The following is a 23,668-nucleotide window of genomic DNA, read 5'->3' on the forward strand; positions in this document are numbered from 1 at the left end:
GGGGCGGGCCCGGTTCATGACACGGCGCCCTCGGCGAGACCGGCCAGATCGGCGAGCAGCTCGGAGGCGGTGACCGCGTCCAGCGCGCCGAGGCGCAGTGCGCGGCCCCGGCCCGGCCAGTAGTCGTGGGGCCGGGTGTCGAGCCAGACGGTCTCCAGGGTCTGGTCGGGGAACATGTCGACGGCGCCGACCGCGATGCCCGTGTCCAGCGCGATCACCAGGCAGCGGTCGTCGCCGAGGGGCTTGGAGATCCAGCGCTCCACGCCCGCGTCCTGAGGCGCCCCGCGCTGCCAGCCACGCCGCTCCAGGCCGAGGACCCGGCCCGTCGGTACCTTGAGGCCCTCGAAGCGGGTCAGGCGGTGGTGGCCGGCCTCCTCCTCGGTCAGTGCGAACACGGCGCGCCCCAGCTGGGGGAAGGGCTGCAGGACCTCGTGGTCCGCGAACACCTCCGACCAGGTGACCAGTTCCTCGCCCAGGTGCAGGGGATGGGCCAGGCGCACGGCCGCTCCCCGGGGGAGTGCGAAGGTCCGGTCCTCGGCATCGGCGAACGTCCGGTCCGCCGCCACCCGGAACGCGGTGCTCTCCCCGTCCGCCTCGCTCAGCCACACCAGGCGCCGCACCAGGTGCCCCAGCAGCGGATGGCCGACGAACAGTTCGCCGAACTCCTGCGCCGTCCACGACCGGCCCCCCACCATCGCGGCCTCCAGGCGGCGCACCTGGTCGGAGGCGACGGTCCGCACGTCCTTCTTCAGGCCCATGAACCGCTTGCGCTCCGCAGCGGCCAGCTCGGCGTCGTCCCGCGCGCCCGGCTTCGGCAGGTCCTTGCGTCGCTTGCCGTCGCTCTCCAGGACGTACGGCCGCAGCTGCTCGTCGAAGCCCACCGTGAACGTCCGGGTGCCGTAGTCGACGACCGTGGAACCGTCCGCGTCCAGGCCGAGGTCCGGCACCAGCCGGTCGGAGAGCTGCTCGCCGGTGAGCCCGAGACCCGAGGCGACCTCGGTGATCTTCTCCGTGGCCCTGGCCTTCAGGGCCTTGAACCTCACCTGCTGGGAGATGCCGTGCAGATGCAGGAGCGCGACATCACTGCCGATCGCCGCCAGCACGTCGAGGCCCTCGACCGCGCGGTGGTGGGCGCCCTCTCCCGGCCAGGCCCGGATCACCGGCGCCAGCCGGCGTACCGTCCCGTCGTCGCCCAGCAGGCCCAGCGCGGACAGCACCCACGCCTCCTTGGCGGGCATGGAGGCGAGCCGCCACTGCTCGAAGAGAGCCCAGGCGAACGCGGCCAGCGACGAGGCGTCCGCGGTCCCCGTGACCTCCACGAGACCCGGATACGGCTCACCGGGCCCGGACATCGCGAGCATGGTCAGGACGTGGCGCACCGCGTCCGGGGGCAGGGCGCCACCCGAAGTGACGGCGATCTGCGGCAGAAGCGACGGATCCGCCCACCCCGGCACCGTCGGCATGACGGCGGGCAGGGCCCGCTCCAGCGGGTCGGCCGACAGCAGGCCGGCGACCGCCTTCGCCGCCTGAGGGCCGTACGACTCGGCGGCGCCGCGCACGACGGCGTCGCCGTGCACCGCGGCGATCCGGAGCAGGGCCTGCTCGGCGGCGCGCCGCGCCCTGCCGGCCTTGCCGACGGCGTCGGGCACCAGCAACGGGGCGGCCCGGACGCCGTGCCGCTCGAACCAGGAACGGGCGACGGGCGCCGCCGACTTGAGCCGCACCTCCCAGTCGGCCATGTGCCGGGCGACGGACTCGTCGACGAAGGGCAGGAGCAACCGCGCGAGGGAGCCCGGTTGCCGGGGAACGACACGCAGCAGCAGCGGGAGCGCGGTGAGTCCGAAGCGGGCGGCGACCGGCTTCAGCGTGTCGTAGCCGTCCCACAGGTCGGTCGGGTCCCAGCTGGCGAGCAGGGGCGTGACCAGGTCCTCGGGCCCGTGGACGTAGATCCGTGCCGGCCGCAGGGTGCACGTGTCGAGGCCGTGGCGCAGCGCGTCGATGTCCTGCTGCCAGTCGCCGGTGTCGTGGCGGCGGGTGTACCAGCTGATGGAGGCGGCCCACTGCTCCCGTTCGCCGGGCATCCACTCCACCACGGGCTCACCGCCGGCCGTCAGGCCGGTCAGGACCGTGGGCCCCGTCGTGCTCCGCTGCCGGGTCCACGGCGGAGCCGTCAGCACGGCCGGCAGGGCATCGGCCGGTGCGTCGGCGAGCCGGTCAGCCGGGCAGAGGAGCGGTTGGACGATTTTCGCCAGGTCGCCGTCGAGCGTCGGCAGGGCCCTCTCCACGCGCGTGCGGTGGGCGGCGATGTGCGCCGTCAGCAGCTGGCCCGAGACGCTGGATGCCCTCCCCGCGTGGTCGCGGACGTCTGCCGCGAGCAGCCGCAGCGCCCGGACGGGATAGCGGTGCATCGCCTCCAGGAGAGCGGGACGGACGCGCTTGTCGTCCGCGTGGCCCAGCAGGAGGAGGAACGCCTCGTCGGTCGGGAGCTCCACCAGGGCGTTGGCGCCCTGCTTCATGCGGTCCGCGGAGGCGTAGGGGCCGCTCAGGTCCTTGCCGATGAGCGGGGCGACGGCTGTGCCGATCCCCTCGGCCGCTGTCGCGATCAGGGCGGCGCTGTGACTGAGGGTGGGCCGGTGGACGAAGGACCGGGCCTGGTCCGGGGAGTTGAGCGCACAGAACACCAGGGAGAGGACGGTGTCGTCCCGCTCCGCGGTGACTTCGGGATCCGTGCAGAGCCCGTCGACCCAGTCGGTCTCGCTCGGCGCCATGTAGGCCGTGATGATCTTGCGGTAGGCGTCGGTCCGGCAGCGGGACAGACCTCGACCGTGGCCCGGTAGGTCTCCTCGTCGGCGGCGGCGAGCAGCATCCGCACCCGGTCGGCGGCCGGACGGCACGACCGCGTCCAGTAGGCCTGAGGGACGTGCCTGCGCGGTTCCAGCCAGGGGTCTTCACGCCTTCCGCCGTACTGCGTCCAGTGGGCTTCGGTGAGGAACAGTTCCACCGCCGCCCGGGCCGCGAACGGCAGTCCGCCGAGCCGCACCCAACTGTCGGCCCAGGCCCCCGCAGGCGGCGAGACCAGCCCGACGATCGCGGCGACGGCCGCCGCTCCGGCCGGTGAGGGACTGCCCGCGAGGTGCAGTCGCGTCAGCTCCACGAGCCCCGCGTCGCTGGCCGGCGCGTCCAGGAACCGCTGGATCCACGCCTTCTCCTCGGCCGTACGCGCCTCGACGGCGTCCAACTGAGCCTTCTGGGCGCGGGCGGGTGTACGCGCCACTCCGCCCCGCCGGGGGTGGAGGAGACGCCGCCAGCCGGCCGGCATCACGAAGGTGTCCTCGTCGGGCGGGGCCGCCGGGTCCCCGGCCGCCCCGCCCGGCTGCGCCCTGCCCGCGGCGTCCGTACCGCCTCCCGACGGCGCCGGGGCCCCCACCTCGCGGTATCCCTTGCGCTCCTTCTCCGCGATCGACTTCGCCACCTGCGCGTCCGCCGCCTCCGCGGAGCCGTACTCCTTTGTCTGCGTACGTCCCTCGCTCCCGCAGCGTCCGTAGCGCACCGTCACCACGGCCTCGTCCGAACCGGTCTCCCAGAACTTCGACGCACCGCCCTCGACGTACTCCCAGCGACGCACAGGCCGGCCCCCCTTTCACACCCGTTCGCCCCGTACTGCCACGGGCTTCCCGATCAGTGGTTCCACAGTAGGACCGACCACTGACAACGCAGCGTGACCGAGGTCAGGAACGCCGGCGCGTGAGCAGGTGAGCGGGGCCGGGGGCGGCGTCAGGCGCCCGCCCCACCACGTACAGGGGAACGGGTCTCAGGGAGCGGAGACGACGCGTGGTCCGCCCGCGGGCGCCCACGAAGGGGCCACTCCCGTCACCTGGCAGACCATCAGGAAGAGGGGGATGGGCGGGGTGTAGGGCGTTCGGCTGTCGGGCTGGTGGATCAGCCGGGGCCGCACCGCCGGGACGCAGGCCCCTCGCGCGTAGGCGGCCTGCGAGGGCCAGTCCAGATCGAGGTCGGAGCCGGACGGCACGATCCACCACCAGCGCTCGGCGTCCGCGAAGACGCAGCCCGTCCGCGGCAGATGAGACATCAGCCGGAAGCCGTAGCGCGCGGGCACCCCCACCGCGTCACAGCCGAGGCTCGCCGAGAGGGACGCCGGCACGGGCAGCTGCACCATGCCTCCGGCGGGGACGCAGCCGGGTTCGCGGGAGCGCCTGGCTCCCAGCAGGTGGGACATGGCGTTCTTCAGCATGAGCGCCCCGAGCCGTGCGGCAGCTCCGCCCAGACGATGCGGCCCGAGCCGTTCCCGGCGTCGCGGGAGCCCCAGGCGCTGCACATCGCGTCGACGAGCAGCAGACCACGTCCGTGCTCGTCGTCGGAGCCGGCGCCCAGACGCGGCCCGCCGGGTTGGTGCCCCTGGTCCTGCACGGCTATGCGCAGCCGGGGGCCGAGGCAGCTCAGCTCGCAGACGACGCGGGCGCTGGCGGTGTGCACCACCGCGTTGGTGACCAGTTCGGACACGATGAGGACCGCGGCGTCGTAGGTGTCGTCGCCCAGCCGCCACTCGTCCAGCCTGGCCCGCGTCAGCCGCCGGGCGCCGGCGACCGACTCGGGTTGCGCGGGCAGCGCGAAGCAGTACCGGAGCGCTTCGGTCCCGGGGCTGAGATCCATGAGCCGGGGGATGAGCGCACTGCCAGGTGCCACGACCGAATCCTCACAGTGGGGGCTGTGTCACGCTTCGCGATCTTCCTGAAAAAGGGCGGGCATGACGAGTGAACTGGTTCACTCACCAACTCTCCCCCTGTCGTGAACACTTGGCAAGGGGCACTCTGAAAATTTCAGAGTGGCTGTGTTCTTGGTGGGGTGCGCATGGCACACTGCTGGCAAACAGCGCATGGGGAGGTCTGAAGTGAGCGAACCGCGGTCCGCCCCGACCGTGGGTCAGGTCGTTCTGGGCAAGCGCCTGCAGGATCTGCGGGAGCGTGTCGGCCTGAGCCGGGACCAGGCAGCCAAGGTGCTCCGCGTCGCCCCGGCGACGATCCGCAGGATGGAGACCGCCGAGGTCGCTCTCAAGATCCCTTACGTGCAGTCGCTCCTGAAGGCCTACGGCGTCGCCGAGGAGGAGACCGACGCCTTCGTCGATCTCACCGAGGAGGCCAACAAGCCGGGCTGGTGGCAGCGCTTCCACGACGTGCTTCCCGACTGGTTCAGCATGTACGTCAGTCTGGAGGGCGCCGCGAGCCTCCTGCGCATGTACGAGCCGCACTTCATCCCCGGACTGCTGCAGACCGAGGACTACGCGCGCTCCGTCATGCGCACCGGAGCCGTCGGCCAGACCAGGCCCGAGGACATCGAACGCCATGTGGCCCTGCGGATGGAGCGGCAGTCCCTGCTCACCCGGCCGGACGCCCCGAAACTGTGGGTCGTGATGGACGAGACCGTGCTGCGGCGCCCGGTCGGCAGTCCCGACGCCATGCGCGCCCAGACCGACCGGCTGCTGGAAGCGACCGAGATGCCCAACGTGACCCTGCAGGTCGCCGAGTTCTCGACCGGCCATCACCCGGGCACCTACGGGCCCTTCGTCCTCTTCCGCTTCGCCGTCCCCGAACTTCCCGACATGGTCTACAGCGAATACCTGACCGGGGCCGTCTACTTCGACGCGCGCCCCGAGGTGGCCTCCTACCTCGAGGTCATGGACCGTATGGCGGCCCAGGCCGCGACTGCACAACGCACGAAGGAAATCCTCCGGGACTTCCGCAAGGAGCTGTGATGACACCACCCATATACAACGGCATGCCGGCCGCCGACCTCGGCTCCGAAGGCTGGTACAAGCCGTGGAGCGGTGGCAACGGCGGCAACTGCGTCGAGGCGATGAAGCTCTCCGACGGAAGAATCGCCATGCGCCAGTCCGCCGACCCCGACGGTCCGGCCCTCATCTACTCCCACCGCGAGATCGCCGCCTTCATCCAGGGCGCCAAGGCGGGCCAGGCGGACTTCCTCCTGACCTGACCCCTCCGCGCGGACGGTTCCCGGTCGTCGCGCACCGATGCAGTCCTCTGTCCGCCGACCCACGGAACCAAGGAGCGCGCCATGACCGGGCACGAGCCCCCCGTCGAGATCGACACCAGCAAGCCGCATCCCGCGCGGATGTACGACTGGTTCCTCGGGGGCAAGGACAACTATCCGGTCGACGAACAGATGGCCCGGCAGCTGCTGGCCGTGGACGCGCGCGGCCGTGACATGGCGCGCGTCAACCGGGCGTTCATGCACCGAGCCACACGCTGGCTCGCGGAGAACGGCATCCGGCAGTTCCTCGACATCGGCACCGGGATTCCGACCGAGCCCAACCTCCACCAGATCGCCCAGCGGACCACGCCGGACGCCCGCATCGTCTACTGCGACAACGACCCGATCGTCCTCGCCCACGCGGCGGCCCTGCTGCGCTCCACTCCCGAGGGCGCCACCGAGTACATCCAGGCCGACGCCCGCAGGCCCGAGGTCATCCTCGAAGCGGCCGGCAAGGTGCTCGACTTCGACCGGCCGATCGCCCTGTCCATGCTGGCGCTGCTGCACTTCCTGGACGACGAGGACGGCGCCGCCGAGCTGGTGGACCGTCTGGTCGACCAGCTCGCGCCCGGCAGCTACCTCGTCCTCTCGCAGACCACCGGCGACTTCGACCCGGAGGGCGCGGCCCGGGCAGCCGCCCTCTACAAGGCCCGCGGCATGACCCTGCGCCCCCGCAGCCACGCCGAGCTCTCCGCCTTCTTCCACGGCCTCGAACTCGTCGATCCCGGCGTCTCGCTCTCCGCCGACTGGCACCCCGAGCTCGGCGAGGTCATCGACGTCCCGGGCGACGAGCCGATCCCGGGGTACGCGGGCGTGGCCCGCAAGGCCTGAGCGGGGACGGGCGTCGCTACTGCCTGCTGACCGAACGGCTGATGCCCGCCGCGATCGTCGTCGCGAGCAGCCAGCCCGTGACGATCAGCGCGTACGACAGCCACTGGTACCAGCCCTGCGGGTTGAACGACTTCTCCTGCCCGAAGTCGACAAGGGGCAGGAGCAGGTCCAGGGTGTAGAAGAGCGCGTTGAACGGGGGGTGTTCGTCCGCCTTGAGCGGGATCGGTTCGTGCAGCGCGTACGTCAGCGTGCCGGTCAGCAGCAGCGACACGAGCCAGGCGGCCGCCCGGACCGGACGGTAGCCGTACCCGACCGTGACGTCCTGGAGGTATCCCCAGACCCGGGCGTATACGGGCAGGGTGCCGCGGTGGCGGCGCTGCTTGGCGAGGAGGACGGTGCGCGCCGCGCTGTCGTCGCCGATCCGCCGGTAGGACGTCGTCAACTGTTCGTAGGCGTACGGCGTGTACCCGTCGCCCTCCCTCTCGAGCAGGGGCAGCCTCTGCCCGGCGGGCAGGGCCGGCAGCAGGGCGGTGTAGCTCAGCCCGTCGAGCCGCACCTCCCGCGGCCACACGGCCGGCTCGGCGTGGATGAGATCGATCTGGGTGCGACGCAGATTCACGGTGCCCTGTACGGGAGCGGCCGCCCGCAGCCAGAACTCGCCGACGGTGCAGCTGCTCGCGCGGAGCGCCACTCCGCCGGGGTTGGAGAGCCGGGCGTACGAGAGGTTCAGCTGCCCGGGAATGCGCATGCCGCGCATGTTGGCGCGTCCCTGGATCCGGATCCGCATCGCGTGCAGGTCGGTCCCGGCGGTGAGGGTCTCCGCCTGCAGAGCGGTGGCCCCCGGATGGGTCAGCTCGGCGTCGTCGAGCCGGACCTGACCGGACACGCTCGCGCCGTCCAGCCGGAGCTCGCCGTGCACGACGAGGCCGGGCAGCCACAGATCGTCCTCGATGATGGTGTGGTTCAGCTGGAGTACCGGCGTCCGGTTGAACGCGGTGGAGCCGTCCGCGTTCACGCCTATCCTCGCCCGGTCACCGAACAGGGCCTGGGTGATCTTCGAGCCGCCCAGCTCGACCGGGCCGGGGATCCGGCAGCCGCTGATCCGGAGCACACCGTCGACCCTGAGGGTGGCGGCGGCCAGCCCCGGCAGCACCGAATCGCTCAGATTGAGCTGCCTCATCGCCGCCCCGTACAGCTGGGGCGCCTGCTCGAAGTGGCAGCTGTGCAGGGTCACGGCGCAGGCGACGGTCGCGAACCGCAGGTTCAGGGTGCCCGTGACGCGTGCGCCGATCACCCGCAGCGCCGCTATCTCTCCGTCCTCCTGCGGGCTGAGGGCGAGCAGCGCGCGCAGCACCTCGCCGCGCACCCGCCGTTCGCCGCCCCAGCCGTCGGCGGCCTCCGGATCGTCCGCCGCCTCGTCCCCGGTGCGGAAGTCGACGGTGTCACCGCGGGGGAAGGCATCCCAGACGCGGCGTTCGGCGGCGGTCAGCTCGGTGATCTCCATCGGCGGGACTCTGACCCGTGGGCCCGGGGGAAGTCAACCCGGCCTCGGCGCCCGGCCCTTCGGACTCCCGGCGCGCGCCCGGCCTGCGCCGCACGGATCAGTCACCGCAGCGGGTCACAATGGATCCATGTCCCGACGCACCGCACGCCCCCGGCGCCCCTCCGCCGCCCCCGCCCCCGAGGTCACCGCGGCCTCGCCCTGCCCCTGCGGGCTGCCCGCCCCGTACGCGGAGTGCTGCGGGCGGTTCCACGCGGGGGCGCCGGCGCCGACGTGCGAGGCGCTGATGCGCTCGCGGTACACCGCGTTCGCCGTCCGGGACTCGGCGTACCTGCTGCGCACCTGGCACCCGGACCACCGGCCCGACGTCCTCGACCTCGATCCCGGACAGCGCTGGCTGGGGCTGGAGATCCTGGAGACGACGGAGGGCACCGCCTTCCACACCACGGGCACGGTCACCTTCCGCGCGCACTACTCGGCCGGCGGCCACCGCGACTCGCTGCACGAGAAGAGCCGCTTCGTCCGGCATGAGGGCGGGTGGGTGTACGAGTCAGGCGTCTTCGCCGACTGAGGCTCCGCAGCCGTGGCCGGCCGGCGCTCCGCAGTCATGGGCGGCTGCCGGTTCCCGGCCGGGCGGGCTGGACGGCCTTCAGGCCGGCGAGCCCGCCGGGGCCGTCGGGGAGAGCTCCTGGGTCAGGTCCTCCGCCAGCAGCCGCTTGGCGATCACATCGACGGCCGCGCGCAGCCGGGCGTCGTCCGCCTGCTCCCGCTGGTCGCCCAGCTGCTCGGTGAGCCAGTGGGACCACGCGTCGGCGATCGTCCCGGCCTCCCGGCTGCCCGCCGCGGTGTGGGTGAACAGATGCCCGTCCCCGGTGAGATAGCCCTCCTCGATCATCCGGTCGAAGACGGGCACCAGGACCTCCGGCGGAATCCGGTGCCGGGCGGCGATCAGCCGGAGCCCCGCATGGCCGACCATCCGCGTGAACAGCTCGACCTGCATCACCGCCCAGGCTCCCGCCATGTCGAGCCGGGTGTCGGACGAGGCCACGATCCGCCGGGCCGTGTCCGGGTCCACCCGCCGCAGCACCTTGGCCACCGAGAACTCCAGCAGCCGGGCCGAGTCCCCGGCGCTCGGTGAGGCGAACCCCTCACCCATGTCGGTCGAGCCGGCCCGTACCGTGTCCCGCAGCTCCACCTGCTTCAGGAACAGCGCCACGACGAAGCCGAGCACGGCGACCGGCACCGTCCACAGGAACACGGTGTGCAGGGTGTCGGCGTAGGCCTGGGCCAGTGGCGCCGACTGCGCGTCCGGAAGGGCGTGCAGCGCCTGCGGACTCTGGGACGCCTTCGCGAGGACCGCGGGATCACCGCCCGCCCGCGCCGCTGCCGCGACCCCCTTCTCGAGGTTCGGGCCGAGCGAGTTGGCGTAGATCGTCCCGAAGACGGCCGTGCCGAACGAGCTGCCGAGCGTCCGGAAGAACGTCACGCCCGAGGTCGCCGTCCCCAGGTCCGCGTAGTCGACGGTGTTCTGCACCGCGATCGTCAGCACCTGCATGCACAGCCCGATGCCGACGCCGAGCACCAGCATGTACAGCGACTCCCGCCACACCCCGCTGTCCGGGCCCATCCGGGACAGCAGGAACAGTCCGACCGCCATGACCAGCGAACCCACGATGGGGAAGATCCGGTAACGGCCGGTCTTGCTGACCACGTTGCCGCTGAAGACCGAGGCGGCCAGCAGGCCGATGACCATCGGCAGCGTCCGGACCCCGGAGAGTGTCGCCGAGTCCCCGTCCACGTACTGCAGATAGGTCGGCAGGTAGATCATCGCGCCCAGCATCGCGAAGCCGACGATGAAGCTGAGGATCGAGCAGACGGTGAAGACCGGATTCCCGAACAGCCGCATCGGCAGCATCGGCTCCTTCGCCCGGAACTCGACGAGGCAGAAGAGGGCCAGAGCCACCAGGCCGAATGCGAACAGGCCGATGATGACGGCGGAGCCCCAGGCGTACTCGTTGCCGCCCCAGCTCGTCGCCAGGATCAGCGCGCTCGCCCCGACCGTGACCAGCGCGATGCCCGGATAGTCGATGACCGGCCGCCCCGCCGCCTTCACGGACGGAATCGTGCGGGCCGCCGCGATGACCACCACGATGGCGATCGGCACGTTGACGTAGAAGGCCCAGCGCCAGGTCAGGTGGTCCGTGAAGAGACCGCCGAGCAGAGGACCGATGACGGTCGACACGCCGAAGACGGCGCCGATCGCACCCTGGTACTTGCCGCGGTCGCGCAGCGGGATCACATCGGCGATCAGCGCCATCGACGTGACCATCAGACCGCCCGCGCCGATGCCCTGCAGACCGCGCCACACGATCAGCAGCGTCATGTTGGTCGCCAGACCGCACAGGAACGAACCGGTGATGAAGATGACCGCCGAGAGCTGGAAGACGATCTTCCGGCCGAACAGGTCGCCGAACTTGCCGACCAGGACCGTCGCCACGGTCTCCGCGAGGAGGTAGGCCGTGACCACCCACGACATATGGGCGGCGCCCCCGAGGTCCGAGACGATCGTGGGCAGCGCGGTGCCCACGATCGTCTGGTCGAGGGCGGCCAGCAGAATGCCCAGCACGATCGTCGCGAAGACGATGTTCCGGCGGCGCGGATCGAGCAGAGGCGGTGCGCCGGCAACCTGCGCGGCGGGGGCGGTCTCGCTGGCGGTGGTCACCTTTGCACCCTCACACCGCGCCAGGTGCCACGCATGCGGGGAACGGCCGGACGTGTCAGCCCAGCAGATCCTTCAGCGACGCCTTGGTCCGGGCGATGAAAGCCTCCCGCACGGGCTCGGCCACCCGGTCCAGCGAGAGGTACGGATTGAGGTCCTCCAACTCGACGAGCAGGAGACCGCCCTCGGCGGTCCGGCACGCGTCGACCCGCTGGATGCCGTGGGCGAGAGTGTTCCACTCGACGAACGACCGTGCGAACGCCAGGTCCGCCGCACTCGCCTCGTACGGCTCCAGCACCCAGCGCCGGTCCGTGTGCGGCGCGTACAGCGCGTACTGGAAGTCGTGGTCGACGAAGTAGAACGACACCTCGTAGCGGAAGTCGATCCGCGGCTGGACCAGCTGTGTACCGTCCGCCTCGGGAGGCAGTACCGGGGTGGGGAGGAACCGCAGCCCGGCCGAGTCCGCGCCGAGCTTCGGTTTGACGACATAGCCCGCGGCCTCGGGCAGCAGCCCCAGATCCGCCGCCCGGTCCACCGTGGGGATCACCGGATACCCGGCCCGGCTCAGATCGACGAGGTACTGCTTGCCCGCCATGTCGCCACGGCCGGTCAGCGGGTTGTACACCCGCGTACCCAGCTCCCGGGCCCGTGCGCGGAACGCGTCGTACGCCTCCCGGTAGTGCAGCACCGGACCGCTGTTGCGTACGACGACGGCGTCGAAGCCCTCCAGCAGCGCGGCGGCGTCGCGCGGATGACAGAGAGCGACGTCGAAGTCCTCGCGCAACCGCGACGTCAGGTGGATGTCCTCGTCGCAGTAGCGGCGCCCGCGGGCCTCGTAGGCGAGATCGGTGACGAAGAGAACGGACGGGCGGAGGCCGGCGGGCAAGTTTCCCCCAGGGGGTGTCAGGGTGGACGGTGGGTCAATAGCCTTGGCGGCGTTGCCGGTCGACGACCCTGGAGCGTCATGACGTCTGCCCCACAAGAGTCACGTGCCTCGCAAGCACCACCCGTGCCCGACATTCTCTCGCCCGCCTTCGCCGCCGATCCCTACGAGGCCTACCGGATCATGCGTGAGAGCCACCCGCTGATCCTGCACGAGGCCACGAACAGTTACATCGTCTCCCGGTACGAGGACGTGGAGCGGGTCTTCAAGGACAGGGCCGGGGAGTTCACCACCGACAACTACGACTGGCAGATCGAGCCCGTCCACGGGAGGACGATCCTTCAGCTCAGCGGCCGTGAGCACGCCGTACGAAGGGCTCTGGTCGCTCCGGCTTTCCGGGGCACCGACCTCCAGGAGAGGTTCCTCCCGGTCATCGAGCGCAACGCGCGGGAGCTGATCGACACCTTCCGCCACCGCGGCGAGGCCGACCTCGTGGACGCGTTCGCGACCCGCTTCCCCGTCCTCGTCATCGCCGACATGCTCGGCCTGGACAAGGCGGACCACGACCGCTTCCACGGCTGGTACACCAGCGTCATCGCCTTCCTCGGCAACCTCGCGGGCGACCCGGAGGTGGCGGCGGCCGGCGACCGGACCCGGCAGGAATTCGCCGCGTACATGATCCCCCTCATCCAGGAGCGGCGGAAGGCACCCGGCGATGACCTGCTCTCCGCGCTCTGCGCCGCCGAGGTCGACGGCGTCCGGATGAGCGACGAGGACGTCAAGGCGTTCTGCAGCCTGCTGCTCGCCGCCGGCGGGGAGACCACGGACAAGGCCATCGCCTCGGTCTTCGCCCACCTGCTCACCCATCCCGAGCAGCTCGCCGCCGTCCGGAAGGACCGTGGCCTCATCGACCGCGCCTTCGCCGAGACGCTGCGGTTCACCCCGCCGGTGCACATGATCATGCGACAGACGGCTGTCGACGTGGAGCTCGGCGGGGGCCGGGTGCCGGCCGGGTCGACCGTCACCTGTCTGATCGGCTCGGCCAACCGGGACCCGGCCCGGTACCGCGACCCCGACCGGTTCGACCTGTTCCGTACCGACCTGACCAGCACCACGGCGTTCTCCGCAGCCGCCGACCATCTGGCCTTCGCCCTCGGCCGGCACTTCTGCGTGGGCGCGCTGCTGGCCAGGGCGGAGGTGCGCACCGGGGTGAACATGCTGCTCGACGCGATGCCCGACGTACGGCTCGCGGACGGGTTCACCCCGTCCGAGCAGGGCGTCTTCACGCGGGGCCCCGCGTCGCTGCCGGTGCGGTTCACGCCGGTCGCCCAGCCGTGAGCTCGCGTCGGTGTCCGGTCGCCGCCCCACGACCCCGCGTCAGCGGATGTGGCGCCCCGAGATCGCCCGTGCGATGACCAGGCGCTGGATCTCGCTGGTCCCCTCGAAGATCGTGTAGATCTTGGCGTCGCGGTACATCCGCTCCACCGGATGTTCCCTGCTGTATCCGGCGCCCCCGAGGATCTGGACGGCCTTCTCCGTGGCGGACACCGCGAGTTCACCGGCGCGCAGTTTGGACATGGAGCCCTGTCCGGCGTCGAAGGTGCGGTCGTTGCGGGCCATCCACGCGGCCTGCCAGATCAGCAGCCGCACGGCCTCGATCTCGGTGCGGATGTCGGCCAGCGCGAACGCGATCGACTGGTTCTCGATGATGGGCCGGCCGAACGCCTCGCGCTGTCCGGCGTACTCCAGCGCGTACTCGTACGCCGCGCGCGCGATGCCCAGCGCCTGGGCGGCGACGGTGGGGCGGCTGACCTCGAAGGTCGCCATCGCCGCCTGGCCCTTGCCTTTGCCCCCTTCGCGGGCGCGGGCGAGCCGGGCGTCCAGCTTCTCCTTGCCGCCCAGCAGGCAGTGTCCGGGGACGCGCACGTCGTCGAGGAAGACGTCCGCCGTGTGCGAGGCGCGCAGCCCGAGCTTCTTGATGGTGCGGCTCGCCGCCAGGCCCTTCGTGCCGGGCGGCACGATGAACGCGGCCTGCCCGCGGGCGCCGAGCGCCGGGTCGGCCGAGGCGACGACGACATGGATCCCGGCGATCCCCCCGTTGGTGATCCAGGCCTTCTGACCGGAGAGCACCCACTCGTCCTTGGCCTCGTCGTAGCGGGCCTTGGTGGCCATCGCGGAGACGTCCGAGCCGGCCTGCGGTTCGGAGACGCAGAACGCGGCCACCTTCGGGTCGTCCTCGTCGCCGTAGCACTGGGGCACCCACTCGGCGAGCTGGTCGGGGGTTCCGGAGGCGAAGATGCCCGCGACGGCGAGGGAGGTGCCGAAGAGCGCCATGCCGATTCCGGCGTCGCCCCAGAACAGCTCCTCGTTGGCTATCTGGAGGGAGAGCCCCGACGGGTCTCCGTACATGTCGGCCAGGGACTCGAATCCGTACAGTCCGATCCGGGCCGCTTCACGGATCACGGGCCAGGGCGTCTCCTCGCGGGCGTCCCATTCGGCGGCCGCCGGGCGCACCACCTGGGCGGCGAAGCCGTGCACCCAGTTGCGCAGGTCCTGCTGCTCCTCGGTGAGGGCGAGGGAGAAGAAGCTCATCGGCTCAGGCCTTCGGGATGTCGAAGTAGCGGGTGAGGCCCGAGGCGAGACCGACATCGCCGGCCACCTTCAGCTTGCGCATCATGAACATCGTCACGGGATTGCCGTTGCCGGAGACCAGTTTGAGGAACTCCGCGTCGGCCATCACGAGCGTGGTGCGCGGTTCGGCGTCGGAGCGGCCCTCGCTGACGGTGCAGGAGCCGTCCGCGATCGACGTCTCGTAGACCGCGTCGGTGTCACCGGTGATCTTCCAGCGGATCAGCGCGCTGAGCCGGCCCGCCGCTTCCGGGCGGAACTGCTGCCTCATCCTGCCGAAGATCTCGCCGAGGATCCGGGTGCGCAGTTCGCCGTGCATGACCTCGGCGAGCTGCCGGGCGGACAGGCCCTTCACGATCCGGGCGAACTCCGGCGGGGAGACGGCCGCGAAGTCGAGGGCGGCCAGTTCGCCGGTGAGGTTGCCGCTGCTGTTGTCGGCCACGCCAGTTCCTTACTCTGGAGTCAACTTACTTCAGAGTAAGGTAAGCGCGGGGGGTCGCCTCCGCAAGACGGCGGTGGGGGAGTCACCAGGAGCTGCCGGGACTGATCGCCAGCCGGGGGTGGTGCGCGGAGAGGACCTTGTTGGCGCGGGCCAGTTCCGACAGGGCCTGCTCGCGGTCGGCCTGGTCCTCGACGCCGAGTCGCGGGCCGCGGAACCTGCGGACCTCGCGCGCGGCGCACTCGGCGGCGAACTCCGCCTCCAGGATGTGCTCCGGGATGCAGGAACCGATCAGCGCCGCGATGCGGTCCGGGATCGGGACGGGGACGAGCAGGTGCGGGGCGGTCATGGGGTTCCCTCTCGAATGGTGGCCAGGAGGTCGGGCGGCGCCGTCGACGGGTGGGCGGCCGACTCCTCCATGTGTACGGGACGCGCTTCCGGGTTTCTCGTTGAGAACGTCTCCGTGTGGCAACCGTTTGGGAGTGACCGGGTATTTCCTCTTACCTGTCGGTAAGTTGACCTCTCGTGACGTACGTGCTCCGGCCCCGCGTCGATTCCGCCCCCCGTCAGGGCGACGGGGCGCAGGTCACGCGGCCGGAGCGCTGCTCAAAGAGACGCGTCCTCGCTGCGCGCGCGCAGTTGGAGCGCGCGCAGGACCGCCTCGGTGGAGAACCGGCTCTCGGGATCGACGAGTTGCTCGCCGAATATGGTCTCCAGGTTGCGCATGCGGTAGCGGACGGTCTGCGGATGCACATCGAGAAGCGCTCCCATGTGGGCGGCGGTGCCACGGGTGTCGAGCCAGATGCGAAGCGTCTCGACCAGCCTGTCGCGCCGGGCGGCGCTGATGCCGGCGATGGGAGCGAGCTCGCGCTCGGCCAGCTGGTCGAGCAGGGCGGGGTCGGACAGCAGCCAGAGGGTGACGAGATGGTCCTCGCACAGCACGACCGGGGCGTCGTCGATGACTCCGCTGTCGATGAGTTCCAGGACCCGGCGTGCCCAGCGGAGGGAATCCGAGGCCTGGGCCGTCGGGACGGTGGGGCCGATGGCCGTGCGGGTGCCGATCAGTGCCCGGTCGAGCATCTGTCTGCGGGCCTCGTCGAGCGGCCCGGGGATCAGTAAGTGGGGCTGCGGACTGCTGAGATCGACGAGCAGGTCGCGGTCGGCCTCGACGCGGTCGAGACCGGCGGGCGCCTGGGCCGCCACCAGCGTGACCCGCTCGGGCAGTGCCCAGCCGGTCTGCTCGCACAGCTCGGCGATGGCGGTACGCGGCACCGGCCGCCCGGCGAGGATCAGATGGAGCAGCCGACGGCGCATGGCCTCGCTCTGCTCGCCCGACTGCGACTGGACCTCCAGAAAGCCCTCGCGCGAGAGCGACTCCAGCTCGTCGACGTAGCCGAACAGCGCGTCGGCGAAGCTGAGCATCAGGGCGGGGGAGAAGCTGTAACTCCGGCCGACCTTCTTCGCCCGGCGCAACGCCACGCGGGCGCCGAGGCGGTAGGCCCCCTGCAACGCCTCCATGCTGCGGCCCTCGTATGCCTCGAACCGGCCGAAGCGGCGGCACATCTCGTCCCGCAGGGTCGTGGACGTCGTGGGTTCGGCGACCAGGTCGACGAACGAGGAGAGGCTCTGCTCCACCCCGACCCGCAGGGCCTGTCCGTTGGGTCCGTCGAGCAGGCGTGCGTACTCCGGATAGGCCCGGGTCACCTCGACGCCTATCTCTTTGATCAGGCTGGGGAGTTCGGGCCGCATAATGGCGGCGAATTCCTGAGGGAGCGGTCCCAGCGGGTCGCCGGCGTCGGACGGATGAATGAGATGCGGCATGACTGTCCCCTTGCTCTCCGGCGCCCGGTGGGGGGTGAGGCCGTGGGGGAAAGCGCTCCCACAAACCGACAGGTGCGTACCAAGTACGCGATGAAGATAGACCAACGCGGCGGCCGTGGGCACCACTTGAACAAGATCAAAATGCAGACGCCACACATCATGGCCGCGTTGTGGTGCTTCTGTGCAGGTGAGGCGCGGCTGCTCACTTCAAGACAATGTTTTTCGGACAATTGCTCTCCTCCCGACAATGAAGTAACCCTGGGTAACGGGGGGCGTGGGTGAACTCAGGTCGATTCGTCGTCGAATGTCCCCGGAGCCGGAAGCCGGGTGTCTTCGGCACGCGGACGTCGAGACGCCGTGGTGCGCCGGCCCATTTCTTTCGGCATTCCCGAAGTGCGCGGCGTATTCCAGGCTTCCGGCGTTCGGGACGGCGTCTGCGGCAGTAATCGGACGTGGATATTCCGGCATTCCGGGGGCCCTTGCTCGGGCGTGCCGCGCCCTCTCACGGACAGTCACCACGTGGCGTGGCCGACTCCGTTCCCCGGAGGGAGTCGCCGGGGGATTCCCGGCGCCCGGCGGCTCGCGGCGTCGGGTGGCCTCCTGCCCGGGAGGAAGGTGGAGGCGCGGCTGTATGCGCCAGGACGGGTGGCGGGCCTGCGGTGTTCCGGTGTGGCCGGGAAAGTGCGCAGTAAGTGCTAAGCCGGGCCGGGGAATTAGTGACCGGCGCACGAGGAAAAATTCTCTTACGGAGAATCTTGACCAGCAGGATTGTGCTGGAAGTTTCCCGCAAGTAACGTCACGGCCTGTCACAGAACGTGTGTGGCTGACCATGCACGGCCCCCACGCAACACGGTTCATCGCCGCACTCCCTGCGTCTGTGCAGGATCCCGGGTGCGTCCCCGCAGCAGTGCACCCGCACTGTCGAATCGGAGGAACTACTGTGCGCAATTCCCTCAGAAGGCTCGCTGTCGCGGTCGGCGCCGGCGCCGCCGCCGTCGTCCTCGCCGCCCCCGCCGCCACAGCCGGCGCGACGGCTCTGTGGACCGTCGGTCCCAACTCGCCCGAGACGTTCTCGGGTTCGGCCACGAACGCGGTGCTGACCCTCAACAGCATCCCGATGACATGTTCATCCTCCGCCGCGAGCGGTGTGCTGACATCGGCGAGCGGCACCACGAACGTCCAGCTGGGCACCATCGCCCCGCTGACGTTCTCCGGCTGCACCAGCGCGTTCGGAGTCGTCACGCCGACCACGGACACCTCGACGCCGTGGCGTCTGGTGGCCAACACCTACAGCGCGGGCGTCACCAGTGGCTACATCGACGGTGTCAAGGCCACCATCAAGGTGCTCACCTGCACCTTCTCGGTGACGGGCCGCGTCGCGGCCACGTACACCAACTCCACCGGCAAGCTGGCGGTGAGCAACAACTCCACCTACAAGCTGACGGTCTCGGCGGTCAGTGCGAGCGGCTGCACCGGTATCGCGAAGGTGGGCGACGTCCCGACCTTCACCGCCTCCTACGCGGCCGTCACCCCGGCCGGCGGAACGGTCAAGCCGACGATCGTCTACAGCTGATCCGATCCCGCGCGATCCGTGGGTGAGAAGGGATCGCACGGCGGGTCACCGCCGTGCGATCCGCAGTCCGGCCCGCTCGAAGGGAGAAACCGCAAGTGATGCGCATCCAGGCGGCGGGAGTCCGGCGTCGTGCCACGGCCCGGAGTGCCGTCGTGGCGACCGCGGTACTGCTGGGCGGCATGCTGCCCGGCGCGCAGGCGGTGGCCGGGGATCACGAGATCGACGCCGACCTCGTCTACACATGCGACTTCCCTTCGGGCAGGCACCCGGTGAAGGTCGGCGTCACCGCAACCGTTCCGGACGAGGCGAAACCCGGTGAGGCGATCCAGCCCACCGCCGTCGTGACGGAGGTGACCCTGCCGGAAGCCGCTCTCAAGGACCTGGTCGCCGCCGGTGCGGCGACGCTGAGCGCCGAGACGCGGCTCACCGCGCAGGTCGCGCAGAAGGACCACCGGGCCGAGAGCGAGTGGATCGGGAAAACCGAGGGGGCGGTCCCGATTCCCGGGTCCGGCGACCTCAGGCTGACCGCGTCCGGCGGCGTTCCCTTCGTACGGCCCATGGCACCGGGCGATCTGACGTTCACGGCCGCCGGCCTCTCAGGTGTGCTCACGCCCCTGAAAGCCGACGGGACGCCCCTCGAACCGCCCACCGCGGCTCTCGCCTGCACACCGGACGCGGAGCAGGAGACGACCATGGGGACGGTACGGATCGCGGGGGCGGAGTCCGCGGCCCCCGCCCCGGAGCCGACCTGGTCCGCCGTGGACGACGACAAGGACGACAAGACCGAGCCGGCCGACCCCGCGGCGCCGGAGGTGGGCGCCGACGAACGGAAGGCCGCGCCGGCCGACAGGGCCGGCGTGCCCCCCTGCGTGGGCGATCCGGACGACGGGCTCAACATGGTCGCGTACGTCACCGGCTACGCGAACGTGAAGAAGCTCCACAGCGCCACCAAGTTCCCCGTGGGCTGCGGACAGATCACGCAGGGACCCACGGTGCCGGACTTTTCCCAGCCCGGATTCCTCCACATCTACCAGGACTCCGCCGTCGTGATGCAGTACAAGGGGAAGCCGCAGCTCCCGCCGGCCAGGGGGACGTTCCTCACGTTCGGCTTCATGCCGACCACGGCGGTCATGGAGATGACCCAGATACCGCCGAAGACCGGAGCGGACGGCGTCCCGGTACCCAACATCAAGTCGGACATCGCCATCGACCTGTCGGACGGCTCCAGCAAGAACATCACGCTCATCACCTTGGACTTCACCCTGCGGTTGCACGATGTCGAGGTCAACGGCGTGCCGCTGGACGTCGGGGACTCGTGCCGCACGAGCAAGCCGTTCAGCCTCTCCCTGGAGGGCCGGATGACGCGGACGGCGGAGGGTGTCATCGACGGGTACACGCTGGTCGGCGGCGGCCCGTTGACCGGATCGGTGACCATCCCCCCGTTCAGCGGATGCGGCGGCGCCGATGAGGATCTCGACAGCCTCTTCACCGCGTCGATCTCCGGGGAGTCCGGTTACGTCAAGCAGATCCAGGGCGCTCCGTGCGCGACCGTGAGCGCCGACCCGACGTACTGCACGCCGGACGGGCAGCCGGTCGCCATACCCACGGCGGAACGCTGAACCACGACGGTTCAGCGAGAAGGCCGCGCATCGCACCGAGTTCAGCATCCACAGTGGCGCAATCGAATCGAGGAACAATGAGACCTGTCCCGAAGAGCTGGCGCAAGGGCCTTTTCGCGGCCGCGACCGCTGCCGCGGTGGTCGTGCCGGTGGCCGCCTCGCCCGCCGGCGCCACCACGGCGGCCACCCAGCTCAACGGCAGCTGGGCGCCGTTCAGCCGCTGCCCGGTGGACAACCCCGCCATGCTGGCCACCGACGGCGAGGACGAGATCGCGCTGTGCGTGACCTCGACGTCCCCGAACGGCACGATCAAGCTCGGCAACACCACGGCGACCACCGGGGCCACCAACCTCCAGTTCGGTGTCATCCAGCACCCGGCCGAGGGGACGTACACCGTGGTCCCGCCCGCCGGCGGCTCCATCATCAGCGGTGCCACCACCATCCCGGGCGGGCTGCTCGGCCTGGCGTGCCCGAGCAACATCCCGATCGTGTCGGGCATCTGCCGGCAGATCACCGACGCGTCGCTGAACAAGGTGACGGCGACGGTGGAATCGGCGGGCACCCCTACCGACTTCGACCTGGTGGCGGGACTCAGCTCGGGACCGATCGTCTCGCTGCCGGTCCGGATCCACCTGGAGAACCCCTTCCTCGGATCCAACTGCTACCTCGGCTCGGCGAGCAACCCGATCGTCCTGCATCCGGGCAACCTGAGCGCGCCGACCCTCGGCGTGACCCTGTTCGATCCCGACGGGGCGACGAACCCGGACGGATCACTGCTCCAGATCTCCCTGACGGGAGCCGCCCAGGGTGACAGCACCTTCTCCGTGCCGAAGTCCAGTGGCTGTGGTCTGGGCGGCATCCTCAACGGCGTTCTCGACCTGAAGACCGGGCTGCCCGCCGCTTCCGGGAAGAACAACCTCGTGCTGAACAACGCGTCGACGTACACCGCCGGTCTCAGCGCGCCCGGACTGGTCGTGCCGGACGCCGGAAAGATCCTCTCGCAGAACTGGCACGCCGGAGTGAAGCAGTAGTCGCTCCTTCCGCGGCGGAGCGGGGCGCTTTGTCACTCCGTGCGCATTCGCCTCGCACCCGCGTTCTGGACCGCCCCGCTCAGGTGACCCCTGAGCGGGGCGGCTCGCGTTGTGCCGGCAGTGATGAAACGTCGGCCGACGAGTGGGCGCCGGCCGTGGAAATTCCTCACTCGGGGATAGTTCTCGTCGGCCTTTCACTCACTGCCGTACAAGAATTTCCCGTTCTTCGGTTACTGCGAAGAAAAGTGACGAACCAGTATTGCGCACTCAGGTTACTGGGCCGTAGCGTCCGCGGTGAGGGTCGGAGGACGACCCGTAACCGGCTGTTCCGCGCGTGCGGGATTCCGGCCGCTCCGTCTCTGACCTGGATTCCTTCCCGGGGGAACCGTTTCGCCCTCCGGAGCCGGGGGGCGGGGCGCGACCCTCACCGTCGGGCCTCGTGACTCCCGCCTCCGTGGGTCGCGGGCCCCCGTTCCGTACGCGGATCGCTTGCGCACGTTCCGACAAAGCCGTTCCGCGGGTTTGTCACTCGGTGACAAGTGATCCACGCCGAGCACCCCGTTCGTCGATTTCCGCTGTTCAACGGCTTGTCCTGGCGGTTTCGGCGGACATAACGTGCGCCTCCTGGTGCATGTGTGACGAGCCGCCATTGGATTTCTCAGAGTCGGAGCGCTGACAGATGACTTCGTTCACCGATACGTCGAGGGAGGGCCGATGGGAATCGAAGTAGTCGTGGAAGGCCTGACGAAATCCTTCGGCAAGCAGAACATCTGGCAGGACGTCAGCCTCACCCTGCCCGCCGGTGAAGTGAGCGTGATGCTCGGTCCTTCCGGCACGGGAAAGACCGTCTTCCTCAAATCCATCATCGGCCTGCTCAAGCCCGAGCAGGGGCGCGTGCTCATCAACGGCGTCGACATGGTGAACAGCCCCGAGCGGAAGATCATGGAAACCCGGAAACTGTTCGGGCTCATGTTCCAGGACGGTGCGCTCTTCGGCTCGATGTCCCTCTTCGACAACATCGCTTTCCCGCTGCGTGAGCACACCCGCAAGAGGGAATCGGAGATCCGCCGGATCGTCATGGAGCGGATCGACATCGTCGGTCTCCTCGGGGCCGAGGACAAACTGCCCGGTGAGATATCCGGCGGCATGCGCAAGCGGGCCGGCCTGGCCCGCGCACTCGTCCTCGACCCGCAGATCATCCTCTGCGACGAGCCCGACTCCGGGCTCGACCCGGTCCGCACCGCGTTCATCTCGCAGTTGCTCATCGACCTCAACGCCCAGATCGACGCGACGATGCTGATCGTCACCCACAACCTCGACATCGCCTCCACCGTCCCGGACAACATGGGCATGCTGTTCTGCCGCAACCTCGTCACCTTCGGGCCGCGCGAGGTCCTGCTGACCAGCGACCTGCCCGTCGTCTCCCAGTTCCTCGCCGGGCGGCGCGAAGGGCCCATCGGCATGTCGGAGGAGAAGGACGCCGCCACTCTCGCCGCCGAACAGCTCAACGGCTACGGGCAGGGGATCAGCTCGGCGAACGCCCCGCGCACCGTCGTACCCCAGCTGGAGCCCTCGCCCGGCCTGCCCGTGCGGCAGGGCGCCCTGCGCCGCCGGGAGCGGGTCATGGCGATGATGGGCCAGCTGCCGGAGGCCGCCCGTACCGCCATCCTCAACAGCTACAGCCCCGCCGCGGGCGGTGGGCGCCCATGACCGCCCCCATGCCTGTGCGGCCCCCCGGGCCGCCGGCGGACCGGGTGCCGGAGAAGGCCCCCGAGGTGAGACGGCCGACGCGGCTGCTCGCTCCGCTGCGCGAGACCGGGAAGCTGTTCACCCTCGCCGGGACCGTGTGCCGCGAGACCTTCCGCCGGCCCTTCCAGGTACGGGAGTTCATCGAGCAGTTCTGGTTCGTCGCCAGTGTCACCATCCTGCCCGCCGCTCTCGTCTCCATCCCGTTCGGCGCGGTCATCGCCCTCCAGGTCGGCTCCCTCACCCAACAGCTCGGCGCCCAGTCGTTCACCGGCGGCGCCAGTGTCCTCGCCGTCATCCAGCAGGCCAGCCCGCTCATCGTGGCGCTGCTGGTCTCCGGGGCCGCCGGTTCGGCCATCTGCGCCGACCTCGGATCACGCAAGATCCGCGAGGAGCTCGACGCCATGGAGGTCATGGGCGTCTCGCCCGTCCAGCGCCTCGTCGTCCCGCGGGTCCTGGCCACCATGCTGGTGGCGGTCCTGCTCAACGGGCTGGTCTCCGTCGTCGGCACGATGGGCGGCTACTTCTTCAACGTGATCATGCAGCACGGCACCCCCGGGGCCTATCTCTCCAGCTTCTCCGCCCTGGCCCAGCTGCCCGACCTGTACATCAGCGAGATCAAGGCCCTGATCTTCGGCTTCATCGCAGGCATCATCGCCGCCTACCGCGGCCTGAACCCGCGCGGCGGACCGAAAGGGGTCGGCGACGCGGTCAACCAGTCCGTCGTCATCACCTTCATGCTGCTGTTCTTCGTGAACATGGTCCTCACGGCGATCTATCTGCAGATCGTCCCCGCGAAGGGGAGCTGACC

At 70.3% G+C, this 23,668-nt stretch carries 21 protein-coding genes; 10 read left to right on the forward strand and 11 right to left on the reverse strand.

From position 1 onward, the window contains the following. Window positions 1-14: 14 nt before the first annotated feature. The 4 genes from E6R60_RS37915 to E6R60_RS03040 form a co-directional block, all read right to left on the reverse strand. Window positions 15-2,516: a DUF4132 domain-containing protein gene (locus E6R60_RS37915; RefSeq protein ID WP_346766058.1), complete on the reverse strand. Its 2,502-nt coding sequence runs from the start codon at window positions 2,514-2,516 to the stop codon at window positions 15-17. Window positions 2,517-2,602: 86 nt separating this feature from the next. Beyond that, window positions 2,603-3,625, reverse strand: coding sequence for a WGR domain-containing protein (locus tag E6R60_RS37155; protein WP_240802367.1), 1,023 nt, complete (start codon window positions 3,623-3,625; stop codon window positions 2,603-2,605). A gap of 186 nt (window positions 3,626-3,811) precedes the next feature. Then, window positions 3,812-4,252 carry a hypothetical protein gene (locus tag E6R60_RS03035; RefSeq protein WP_136324770.1) on the reverse strand — a complete coding sequence of 147 codons (441 nt, stop codon included), beginning with the start codon at window positions 4,250-4,252 and terminating at the stop codon, window positions 3,812-3,814. Next, window positions 4,246-4,704: an ATP-binding protein gene (locus E6R60_RS03040; protein WP_136324771.1), complete on the reverse strand. Its 459-nt coding sequence runs from the start codon at window positions 4,702-4,704 to the stop codon at window positions 4,246-4,248. The genes E6R60_RS03035 and E6R60_RS03040 overlap by 7 nt, the downstream gene beginning before the upstream one ends. A gap of 205 nt (window positions 4,705-4,909) precedes the next feature. Here E6R60_RS03040 and E6R60_RS03045 point away from each other — a divergent pair, with 205 nt between their 5' ends. The 3 genes from E6R60_RS03045 to E6R60_RS03055 all read left to right on the forward strand — a co-directional run bounded on the left by E6R60_RS03045 (window position 4,910) and on the right by E6R60_RS03055 (window position 6,897). Beyond that, a complete protein-coding gene (locus E6R60_RS03045; RefSeq protein WP_136324772.1) occupies window positions 4,910-5,770 on the forward strand; it encodes a helix-turn-helix transcriptional regulator in 861 nt (286 codons plus the stop codon). Further along, window positions 5,770-6,009 (forward strand): DUF397 domain-containing protein, encoded by a 240-nt coding sequence (locus E6R60_RS03050; RefSeq protein ID WP_136324773.1) that lies wholly within the window; start codon window positions 5,770-5,772, stop codon window positions 6,007-6,009. The genes E6R60_RS03045 and E6R60_RS03050 overlap by 1 nt, the downstream gene beginning before the upstream one ends. Before the next feature lie 81 nt (window positions 6,010-6,090). Next, window positions 6,091-6,897, forward strand: a complete 807-nt coding sequence (locus tag E6R60_RS03055) for an SAM-dependent methyltransferase (protein WP_136324774.1) — start codon at window positions 6,091-6,093, stop codon at window positions 6,895-6,897. Window positions 6,898-6,913: 16 nt separating this feature from the next. Here the strand turns inward: E6R60_RS03055 and E6R60_RS03060 are convergent, their stop codons facing one another. Further along, a complete protein-coding gene (locus E6R60_RS03060) occupies window positions 6,914-8,401 on the reverse strand; it encodes a membrane-associated oxidoreductase (protein ID WP_136324775.1) in 1,488 nt (495 codons plus the stop codon). Window positions 8,402-8,528: 127 nt separating this feature from the next. Between E6R60_RS03060 and E6R60_RS03065 the strand changes: the two genes are divergently transcribed. Continuing rightward, complete coding sequence (locus E6R60_RS03065) at window positions 8,529-8,969, forward strand: YchJ family metal-binding protein (protein ID WP_136324776.1); 441 nt, start codon at window positions 8,529-8,531, stop codon at window positions 8,967-8,969. A 78-nt stretch (window positions 8,970-9,047) separates the two neighbouring features. On the opposite strand, the gene E6R60_RS03070 is transcribed toward E6R60_RS03065, so the two are convergent. Both E6R60_RS03070 and E6R60_RS03075 read right to left on the reverse strand, forming a co-directional pair. Next, window positions 9,048-11,120 (reverse strand): MDR family MFS transporter, encoded by a 2,073-nt coding sequence (locus tag E6R60_RS03070; protein WP_136324777.1) that lies wholly within the window; start codon window positions 11,118-11,120, stop codon window positions 9,048-9,050. A gap of 55 nt (window positions 11,121-11,175) precedes the next feature. Next, window positions 11,176-12,003: a hypothetical protein gene (locus E6R60_RS03075; protein ID WP_136324778.1), complete on the reverse strand. Its 828-nt coding sequence runs from the start codon at window positions 12,001-12,003 to the stop codon at window positions 11,176-11,178. A gap of 78 nt (window positions 12,004-12,081) precedes the next feature. Between E6R60_RS03075 and E6R60_RS03080 the strand changes: the two genes are divergently transcribed. Beyond that, the gene (locus E6R60_RS03080) at window positions 12,082-13,338 is read left to right on the forward strand and encodes a cytochrome P450 (protein ID WP_136324779.1); all 1,257 of its coding nucleotides are present in this window, start codon (window positions 12,082-12,084) and stop codon (window positions 13,336-13,338) included. A gap of 39 nt (window positions 13,339-13,377) precedes the next feature. Here E6R60_RS03080 and E6R60_RS03085 read toward each other — a convergent pair whose 3' ends face one another. The 4 genes from E6R60_RS03085 to E6R60_RS03100 form a co-directional block, all read right to left on the reverse strand. After that, entirely contained in the window at window positions 13,378-14,592 is a 1,215-nt protein-coding gene (locus tag E6R60_RS03085; RefSeq protein WP_136324780.1) for an acyl-CoA dehydrogenase family protein, read from the reverse strand. A 4-nt stretch (window positions 14,593-14,596) separates the two neighbouring features. Next, entirely contained in the window at window positions 14,597-15,070 is a 474-nt protein-coding gene (locus E6R60_RS03090) for an SCP2 sterol-binding domain-containing protein (RefSeq protein ID WP_136324781.1), read from the reverse strand. An 82-nt stretch (window positions 15,071-15,152) separates the two neighbouring features. Continuing rightward, window positions 15,153-15,416 carry a hypothetical protein gene (locus E6R60_RS03095; protein WP_136324782.1) on the reverse strand — a complete coding sequence of 88 codons (264 nt, stop codon included), beginning with the start codon at window positions 15,414-15,416 and terminating at the stop codon, window positions 15,153-15,155. A gap of 257 nt (window positions 15,417-15,673) precedes the next feature. Then, window positions 15,674-16,888 (reverse strand): PucR family transcriptional regulator, encoded by a 1,215-nt coding sequence (locus E6R60_RS03100; protein WP_136324783.1) that lies wholly within the window; start codon window positions 16,886-16,888, stop codon window positions 15,674-15,676. Window positions 16,889-17,828: 940 nt separating this feature from the next. On the opposite strand from E6R60_RS03100, the gene E6R60_RS03105 reads away from it, so the two are divergent. The 5 genes from E6R60_RS03105 (at window position 17,829) to E6R60_RS03125 (ending at window position 23,666) form a co-directional block, all read left to right on the forward strand. Then, window positions 17,829-18,461 carry a hypothetical protein gene (locus tag E6R60_RS03105; RefSeq protein ID WP_136324784.1) on the forward strand — a complete coding sequence of 211 codons (633 nt, stop codon included), beginning with the start codon at window positions 17,829-17,831 and terminating at the stop codon, window positions 18,459-18,461. Window positions 18,462-18,613: 152 nt separating this feature from the next. Continuing rightward, window positions 18,614-20,080, forward strand: coding sequence for a DUF6801 domain-containing protein (locus E6R60_RS03110; protein WP_136324785.1), 1,467 nt, complete (start codon window positions 18,614-18,616; stop codon window positions 20,078-20,080). A 77-nt stretch (window positions 20,081-20,157) separates the two neighbouring features. Further along, complete coding sequence (locus tag E6R60_RS03115) at window positions 20,158-21,111, forward strand: hypothetical protein (RefSeq protein WP_136324786.1); 954 nt, start codon at window positions 20,158-20,160, stop codon at window positions 21,109-21,111. 714 nt (window positions 21,112-21,825) lie between these two features. After that, on the forward strand, window positions 21,826-22,821 hold the full coding sequence (locus tag E6R60_RS03120; protein ID WP_136324787.1) for an ATP-binding cassette domain-containing protein: 996 nt from the start codon (window positions 21,826-21,828) through the stop codon (window positions 22,819-22,821). Then, window positions 22,818-23,666, forward strand: coding sequence for an ABC transporter permease (locus E6R60_RS03125; RefSeq protein WP_136324788.1), 849 nt, complete (start codon window positions 22,818-22,820; stop codon window positions 23,664-23,666). Before E6R60_RS03120 ends, E6R60_RS03125 begins: the two co-directional genes overlap by 4 nt. The last annotated feature ends 2 nt before the right edge of the window (window positions 23,667-23,668 follow it).

The sequence above is a fragment of the Streptomyces sp. A0642 genome, from assembly GCF_004795105.1.
Taxonomy (GTDB): domain Bacteria; phylum Actinomycetota; class Actinomycetes; order Streptomycetales; family Streptomycetaceae; genus Streptomyces.